This is a genomic window from Accumulibacter sp., assembly GCF_031732815.1.
GTDB lineage: Bacteria > Pseudomonadota > Gammaproteobacteria > Burkholderiales > Rhodocyclaceae > Accumulibacter.
The window spans coordinates 1-3693 of sequence record NZ_JAVMKF010000208.1; the positions used below are offsets into that span (position 1 = coordinate 1).

The following is a 3693-nucleotide window of genomic DNA, read 5'->3' on the forward strand; positions in this document are numbered from 1 at the left end:
TCGACTTCGGCAAGGACGGCAGCTACGAAGTCGGCATCAACATCAAGCACGTCACAAGCTTCGTCAACAGCACGAACTACACTGTTGAGAGCTTCGGTGTCGAAGGCGGCATCTACCGCAACGCGCAGTGGAACTACGGCCTGTGGAACAGCAGCGGCGGCTATACCAATCCCGCCGCTTCAGGCTACTCGCCCGATCCCCTGCACCCGACCTACCTGGCCGGCGGCACGCTGGCCGGAATGGCAACACTCGCCTACACGACGACGCCGACCACCGGTTACGGTGCAGCCCCACTCGATGGACACTATTTCTACGAAATGAGTCTCGACCTGCAGGTGCTGCGTAACAGCGGCTGGCATGACGGGCAGGCATTCGACATCCACTGGACCGAGAACTGCGCCAACGACAGCATTCTCGTCGATCCCCCCGGCGATCTGCCCGAGCCGGGGACTCTGCTTCTCACCGGCCTCGGATTGCTCGGGCTGGTTTGTCCGCGCACCAAGAAGAAAGCTGTGGCACGCTGACCCACGGCCATCCCGCACGGAACCTCAGGGGGCGCAAGCCCCCTTTTTTTCGTGCACCTTCGTCGCCATGCTCAGCACCGGCCTTGCTCGTCCGGCACCGCGGGCCGGATTCGATGCCCCTCGGACGGCCGACGCGCGCCGCATCAGCCAGTGGACACGCATTCCGGGTTATGCTCCAGCGAAATCGAAGAGAGGGAGAGCGCGGAGGTATTGGCAATGCTTGAACGTCTTTTCGCCGACTGTGTGTTGGTCGTCCACCTGCTGTTCGTCGTCTTTGTCGTCGCTGGCGGCCTGTTTGTGCAGCGCTGGCCAAAGCTGGCGATCCTTCACCTGCCGGCTGCGTGTTGGGGCGCCTTCGTCGAACTCAGTGGCTGGGTCTGCCCGCTGACGCCGCTCGAGAACCGTTTGCGGCATGCGGCAGGGCAGGCAGGGTACACGGAAACGTTCATCGAGCACTATCTGCTACCCGTGCTCTACCCGGCCGGGCTGACACGCGACACGCAGTTCGCCCTGGCCGGGTTGGTCATCGTGACCAATCTCGGCCTCTACGCATGGTTGCTCTACGGCCGCCGTCAGCGCCGGGCAGACGACTACTGAGCGCGCTGTGCGGCAAGCCGAGCGGGCGGGGTGGTTCGCCGCGCGCCGCCGGCGCTTGCCGAGCGCCCGCTCAAGAGTCAAGCGGCGGGGTCAGCCGGAGCCTTGCTGGCTGCTTCACCCGGCGGACCTTTCGGCCCAGCCGGTCCCTTGGCGCCGGCGGGACCTGGCGGCCCTGCCGGACCTTGCGGACCCGCCGGGCCGGCCGCTCCGTTCTTGCCAGCCGGGCCAGCCGGGCCAGCCGTCCCAGTCGGTCCAGGCGGCCCTGCCGGCCCTGCCGGACCTGCTGGGCCTGGCGCACCCTGCGGGCCGGCCGGCCCCTGTGGTCCGGCCGGGCCAGCCGCACCTTTAGCGCCAGTCGCTCCGCGTTCGCCCTTGGCTCCACTTGCTCCCGGGGCACCGGGCGGGCCGGGCGGGCCTTCCTTCAACTGGAGCTGGGCAAGCGCTTCCTCGATGGCTGCGATGCGCTCGTACAGAGCCTGGATCTCGCCCGGGTCGACGGCTGCTGTCTGCTGCGCGTTATCTTCACGCGCTCTTGCCGAAGCCTTCTTGACCTTCTTGTCCTTCTTCGTCACTAGATGTCTCCTCTCTTGATCGGAACGGGCAGAGCATCGACGCTTCGACACTCGTTTTTCACTATGACACTCAATGCAACAGCGGGTCAATACGCAGAAATCGCCGACTTCGTCATCGACCGGTGCCCGGTGCCTGCGCCGCGCCCGGGGTCAGCTCGACTGACCAGAGGACTGCGCGACATGTTGCTGCAGGTAGCGGTTGAAATCGGCGACTTGCAAAGGCCGGCTGAACAGGTAGCCCTGGTACGCATTGCAGCCACGAGCAGACAGTGCAGCGCGCTGTTCCTCGCTCTCCACGCCTTCGGCAATCACCGCCAGGCCCAGACTGTGGGCGAGCGCGATGATCGTGTCGGCGATCACTTTGTCATTGGCGTCGGTCAACAGATCACGCACGAACGACTGGTCGATCTTCAACTGGTCGAAGGGCAAGCGCTTGAGGTAGGAGAGCGATGAATAGCCGGTGCCGAAATCGTCCAGCGAGAAGCCGACGCCCTGCTTCTTGAGCGCGGTCATCTTGCCGATGGTATCCTGCATGTTGTCGAGCAGGAGACTCTCGGTCAGTTCGAGTTTCAGGTTGCACGGCGCAGCGGTGGTAGCGGCGAGAACGGCCAGCACCTGGTCGACGAAATTCGGTTGGCGAAACTGGCGCGCGCTCACGTTGACCGCTACGGTGAACTGCGCACGCCCGGGCAGTGCAGCCCAGGCGGCGGCCTGCGCGCACGCCGTTTCGAGCACCCACAGGCCGAGCGGCAGGATTAGCCCGGTTTCCTCGGCAAGCGGAATGAACTCGCTCGGCGAGATCATTCCACGCTGCGCGTGCTGCCAGCGAACGAGCGCCTCGGCACCGATCACCCAACCTCGATCATCGACCTGCGGCTGGTAGGCAAGGCAGAAGCTCTGCCGCTGCAGCGCCTCGCGCAGGTCCTTCTCGAGCGCGACGCGGGCGGTGACCACCGCCTGCATCTGCGGGTCGAAGAAGCGCAGCGTATTGCGTCCGCCGGCTTTGGCTTCGTACATGGCGAGATCGGCGCGTTTCATCAGATCGTCGGTACTGACTCTTGCGCCGCCGAAAAGCGCCACCCCGATGCTTGGCGTGTTGTGGTATTCGTAGCCCGCCAGATCGTACGAACGATTGAGCACCGCGAGGATCTTCTCGCCAATGCTGCGGCACTGCGTCGCCGCGTCGTCGATGCGCTCGCCGAGGTTTTCCAGCATGACGACGAACTCGTCGCCACCGAGCCGGGCAACCGTGTCGCGCTCGCGTACGCAGGCGAGCAGGCGACGGGCCACCTCCTGCAATAGCCGGTCGCCCATATCGTGCCCGAGCGTGTCGTTGAGCGTCTTGAAATTGTCCAGATCAATGAAGAGCAAGGCGCCCTGCTGGCGATGACGCTTGCTCGCCGAAAGCGCCAAGCGCAGCCGTTCGTGCAGCAGGCGACGGTTGGGCAGGCTGGTCAGCGCATCGTAGAAGGCGAGTTGCTGGATTTCTTCCTGCGCCTTCTTGTGCGCCGTGATGTCGGCCAGCGTGCAGACGTAATGCGTCACCCTCTCTTCGGCGTCGCGCACCGAGGAAATCGTCAGCCACTCGGGATAGACCTCGCCACTTTTCCGCCGATTCCAGATCTCGCCTTGCCAGGCGCCATGCTGCGCCAGCGCTTCGCGCATGGCGGCGTAGAACGCTTCATCGTGCCGCCCCGACCTGAGCAGGCTCGGCGTCCGCCCGAGACACTCCTCGGCCGAGTAACCGGTGATGTCGGTAAACGCCTGGTTGATACGCAGAATGACCCCGTCGGCCGAGGTGATGAACATTCCCTGCTGCGACTCGAATGCCGTCGCGGCAATGCGCTCCCATTGTTCTGCCTGTTTGCGCTGCGTCACATCGTGCGAGACGATGACGATGCGCGCCGGATGCCCGTCCTTGTCCGTGATCACCTTGCCGGCAGAGGCGATATGGCTGACGCTGCCGTCGTGGCGCAGGAGCCGATACTCGATCGCCTGGC

At 64.8% G+C, this 3693-nt stretch carries 2 protein-coding genes and 1 pseudogene; 2 read left to right on the top strand and 1 reads right to left on the bottom strand.

The genetic code is table 11. The features are described 5' to 3' along the window. Window positions 1-524, top strand: a pseudogene (locus RKP46_RS13355) (PEP-CTERM sorting domain-containing protein); the annotation flags it as partial. Window positions 525-740: 216 nt separating this feature from the next. Continuing rightward, window positions 741-1121 (top strand): DUF2784 domain-containing protein, encoded by a 381-nt coding sequence (locus tag RKP46_RS13360; RefSeq protein WP_311107093.1) that lies wholly within the window; start codon window positions 741-743, stop codon window positions 1119-1121. A 722-nt stretch (window positions 1122-1843) separates the two neighbouring features. On the opposite strand, the gene RKP46_RS13370 is transcribed toward RKP46_RS13360, so the two are convergent. Further along, window positions 1844-3693 (bottom strand): EAL domain-containing protein (locus tag RKP46_RS13370; protein ID WP_311107094.1); only part of this gene is annotated, 1850 nt, incomplete at its 5' end.